4 protein-coding genes and 3 pseudogenes are annotated in these 4,135 nt (G+C 61.5%); 1 reads left to right on the top strand and 6 read right to left on the bottom strand.

Annotated elements, in window-relative coordinates; all coding sequences use genetic code 11:
* The 6 genes and pseudogenes from D7Y61_RS22395 to D7Y61_RS22370 form a co-directional block, all read right to left on the bottom strand.
* Window positions 1-212 (bottom strand): annotated as a pseudogene (locus tag D7Y61_RS22395) (hypothetical protein); the annotation flags it as partial.
* A 94-nt stretch (window positions 213-306) separates the two neighbouring features.
* Window positions 307-1,275, bottom strand: a complete 969-nt coding sequence (locus D7Y61_RS22390; protein ID WP_164146004.1) for a magnesium and cobalt transport protein CorA — start codon at window positions 1,273-1,275, stop codon at window positions 307-309.
* On the bottom strand, window positions 1,272-1,976 hold the full coding sequence (locus tag D7Y61_RS22385) for a glutathione S-transferase N-terminal domain-containing protein (protein ID WP_164146003.1): 705 nt from the start codon (window positions 1,974-1,976) through the stop codon (window positions 1,272-1,274). The genes D7Y61_RS22390 and D7Y61_RS22385 overlap by 4 nt, the downstream gene beginning before the upstream one ends.
* A gap of 132 nt (window positions 1,977-2,108) precedes the next feature.
* Window positions 2,109-2,648, bottom strand: coding sequence for a peptide-methionine (S)-S-oxide reductase MsrA (gene msrA / locus D7Y61_RS22380; protein WP_164146002.1), 540 nt, complete (start codon window positions 2,646-2,648; stop codon window positions 2,109-2,111).
* Window position 2,649: 1 nt separating this feature from the next.
* Window positions 2,650-3,093 (bottom strand): peptide-methionine (R)-S-oxide reductase MsrB, encoded by a 444-nt coding sequence (gene msrB, locus D7Y61_RS22375; RefSeq protein ID WP_116089488.1) that lies wholly within the window; start codon window positions 3,091-3,093, stop codon window positions 2,650-2,652.
* A 247-nt stretch (window positions 3,094-3,340) separates the two neighbouring features.
* A pseudogene (locus tag D7Y61_RS22370) lies at window positions 3,341-3,550 on the bottom strand (transposase); the annotation flags it as partial.
* Between D7Y61_RS22370 and D7Y61_RS22365 the strand changes: the two are divergent.
* A pseudogene (locus D7Y61_RS22365) lies at window positions 3,543-4,135 on the top strand (transposase); the annotation flags it as partial. The pseudogenes D7Y61_RS22370 and D7Y61_RS22365 sit on opposite strands and share 8 nt — an antisense overlap.

Here is a 4,135-nt window from a genome sequence, read left to right as displayed (position 1 = left end):
GTGCCCAAAGCGGCGCTTGCGCGGCCGCTTCCTACCCGCCAGACTCGCAAAAAAGGGCGGTTGAACTTCCTATACCCAATGGTGCACGCGTCGAGGATCGATCCAAGTTCGAGATCAACGAGATTGCCGTCCTTGACGCGGTATTCGCGGTCATAGCCCTTGGCGATGAACGACTGGACTGCTTCTAGAACGTCGGTCACTTCGGATGTCATGCGCGCACTTTCATATCGAGTTGGATTGGACGCGCTTCCGCACAAGTCGTGCTTTGGTCCATCAGATGACGGAGAAGAGCGCGGAGTGCGGAGTTCATAGCCACTTGGACTTCTTGAAGCGCACGAACAGGATGAGGCTGGACACCGCGATCAGCCCGAGCACGACGAAGTAGCCATAGGTCGTGTTCAGTTCCGGCATGTTCTTGAAGTTCATGCCGTATATTCCGGCGATCGCCGTCGGGACTGCGAGTATCGCCGCCCAGGCAGCGAGCTGGCGGGTGACCACCCCGATCCTTTGCGCTTCCAGAAGGCTGCTGGCCTCAAAGACCGTGGACAGGACAAGCAGGAGGCCGTCGACCATGGACTGCACGCGGTGGACATGGTCCGCGACGTCGTGGAAATATGGTGTCATTTCGGCGCTGATGCAGGGAAAGTGGCCGCGAACGAGCTTTCGCACCAGCTCGGCCATAGCCCCGAGCGTGCGCTGGAACCGCGTGAGTTCGGACCTTAGTTCGAAGATTCGCGCCACCTCTTCTGGCCCGAGGAAGTCGTGCAGCGACCGTCGTTCCATGGCCAGGACGTCGTCCTCGATCATTTCGAAGATGGGCAGATACTGGTCGACCACGCGGTGCAGGATCGCATGCAGCACATAGTCGACACCCTTGCCGAACTGCGTCGGCGATGCCTCGAGTTGCGCCCGAAGTTTGCCCAGCGCTCCGGCGTTGCCGTGCCGCACGGTGATGAGGTGATTGTGACCGGTGAAGATCGCCATCTTGCCGTAGCTGATCCGGTCGCCGACCAGTTCGGCGGTCTGCGCGACGATGTATAGCTCATCGTTGTAGACTTCGAGCTTGGGCGGGCACAGCGGGTGCATCGCGTTGTCGATTGCCAGCGGATGCAGATTGTACGTCGTTTGGATCGCGCGAAGTTCGTCGTCGGTAGGCTCGCTGAGCGCGATCCAGCAGAAGCCCGAACGACTCTCGCCCAGTTCAATGCGCTCGTCGAGCGCGATTTCCCGGACTCGCTTGCCTTCGTTGTAATAATAAGCGGCGATGATGGTCATGCAGGCCTCGCAGGAATTCGCAGGCCACGCTGTACCGCGGGCCGCGCCAGCCCGCGCCCGACCCATGCCTGGACGTTAGGATAGCTGCTAAGGCCGAGGATGTCGCCAGCAGCGTAAAATTCAACCAGCGCATTCACCCAGCCAAACGTCGCGATGTCCGCGATCGAGTAATCATCGACAATCCATTCGCGGTCTTCCAGGCGGCGATCTAGGACCCCGAGAAGACGCTTGGATTCATCGATAAAGCGCTGCCGAGGCCGCTTGTCCTCATAATCCTTGCCAGCAGATCGCAGGAAAAAGCCAAGCTGGCCGAAGGTCGGCCCGATGCCGGACACTTGAAAGAACACCCAGGCCAGAGTCTCGTATCGTTGGGTGGGTGTGGTTGAGATGAACTGGCCAGTCTTTTCGGCCAGATAGACGAGGATCGCACCGGTTTCCCATATGCCAATGGGCTGGCCGTCAGGGCCAGCCGGATCGATGATCGCGGGTATGCGGCCGTTGGGATTCAACGACACGAACGCTGGATCTTTCGATTCGTTGTTCGAGATGTCGACGAAGTGGGGCTCGTACGGCAGGCCAGTCTCCTCCAGCATCATCGAGACCTTGACGCCGTTGGGCGTGGGGGCCGCGTATAGTTGCAGGCGATCCGGATAAGATGCTGGCCAGCGCTGCGTGATGGGAAAGGAGGAGAGGTCTGTCATATCTGGATCCTGGCACTGCGACGGCGGCTGAATGAAATGATCTGCTTCAAGGCCAGGTTCGACGACCGCGTCGATTGACGCGGTCGTCGAAGGTTGCGAACCGGATCGACGCGACACGGACGGCAGCGAAGCTTATTCCGCTGCAGCCCCGGCCGCAGGGCTCATATCGCCGGCCTCACGCCGCTTCGGAAGAACCCAGTCGGGACGGGGGAAGTGGCATGTGTAGCCACCCGGCCGTTTCTCCAGATAATCTTGGTGGTCGGGCTCGGCCTCCCAGAAATCTCCGACCGGGACGACTTCAGTGACCACTATGCCTTTCCACAGCCCGGAGGCATCCACGTCGGCGATCGTGTCCTCGGCGACGCGCTTCTGCTCCTCGTCGACGTAATAGATGCCCGACCGGTAGGAGAGCCCAATATCACCGCCCTGGCGGTTCTTGGTCGTCGGATCGTGGATCTGGAAGAAATATTCCAGGATGTTCCGGTAGCTCGTCACCGCCGGGTCGAAAACGATCTCGATCGCCTCGGCATGCGTGCCGTGATTGCGATAAGTGGCGTTCGGAACATCGCCGCCAGTGTAACCTACACGAGTCGAGACGATGCCGGGCCGCTTGCGGATCAGATCCTGCATGCCCCAGAAACATCCGCCTGCGAGAATAGCGCGCTGATGCATGTTAAGCCTCCTCTACCTGATCGAGATATTCACCGTATCCCTCGGCCTCCATTTCGTCGCGCGGGATGAAGCGAAGGGACGCTGAGTTGATGCAGTAGCGCAGACCGCCGCGGTCGGAAGGACCATCTGGGAACACGTGGCCGAGATGGCTGTCGGCATGTACCGACCTGACCTCCGTCCGGACCATGCCGTGTGCGCTGTCCCGCACCTCGTTCACGTTTGCCGGAACGATCGGCTTGGTGAAGCTGGGCCAGCCAGTACCCGAATCGAACTTGTCCGTTGAAGCGAACAGCGGCTCGCCCGACACTATGTCGACGTAGATGCCAGGCTCCTTGTTGTCGTTGTGCTCGCCCGTGAAGGGCCTTTCGGTCCCCGACTCCTGGGTAATCCGGCGTTGCTCGGGGGTCAGGCGGTCAACTGCTGTCTGTGACTTTTCAAACTTCATGATAGTCTCCAATAATTAATCTAGAGCCGACATTCCCCAAGTGGCCTGCCGCTTGACTTCAAGATCGCCTGATTTTGCTCGCTGGGCAAGCGTTTTTCGCCCCGAGCGGTGTCTGTCGTCGCGCAAACGGCCGAAGTCGGGTGGATCAAGCCTCGAACCCGCAGCATTCTGGCCCGGCAGAGCCGCTTTTCCGCGCGGCAGACGGACCTGTCCTGCCGCTTTCGTTCAGCTTGGGCATGGATCGTGGTCATGCGCATGACGGAGGCGTTCGAAGACGGCGGATGGCGGCAAGGACGGCCCGCACCATCGGGCCGGTGACGGCGACCTCGGCCAACTGGAAGGTAATGGCGCGGGCGTGGCGGACGACGCGGGCGCCGATCTTGATCAGCTTGAGTTGCAGGCTGGTCAACGACCAGTCCGCCATGGCCTCGGGCAGTTCGATGCAGCGCAGGAAGGAGAGGCTGGTGGCGTATTCCTGCAAGAAGCGCGGGCTGTGCCCGAGCTGCGGCGCRCGGCGCATGGCCGAGTCGGCGCGGCATCTGGTGGACGAGGTGTTCGGCCCGCGGCCGGTGCGGCAATGGGTGCTGAGYTTYCCSTACCCSTTGCGYTTCCTGTTCGCCAGCAAGCCRGARGCCATYRGCCCGGTGCTGGGCATCGTGCAKCGYGTGATCGCCGGTTGGCTTGCCGATCAGGCCGGCGTGCCGCGGGATACGGCGCAATGCGGCGTGGTGACCCTGATCCAGCGCTTCGGCAGCGCGCTGAATCTCAACATCCACTTCCACATGCTGTGGCTCGACGGCGTGTACGAGGACACCACCGAGCGTCCGCAGCGCAAGCCGCGCCTGCACCGCACCCGTGCGCCCACATCGGCGCAACTGACGGAACTGGCCAACACCATCGCGCATCGCGTGTGCCGGCACCTGACGCGCAAAGGCTGGCTGGAAGGCGAGGACGAATCCGTGTTTCTGTCCGACAGCGCGGGTAGCGACGACGGCATGGATGGGCTGCGGATGAGTTCGATGACCTACCGCATCGCCACCGG

This window comes from Stenotrophomonas maltophilia (genome assembly GCF_013464485.1).
Classification (GTDB): Bacteria; Pseudomonadota; Gammaproteobacteria; order Xanthomonadales; family Xanthomonadaceae; genus Stenotrophomonas; species Stenotrophomonas maltophilia_AW.
Note: the sequence above shows the minus strand (reverse complement) of the source record. Positions and strands in the feature narration are given on the sequence as shown.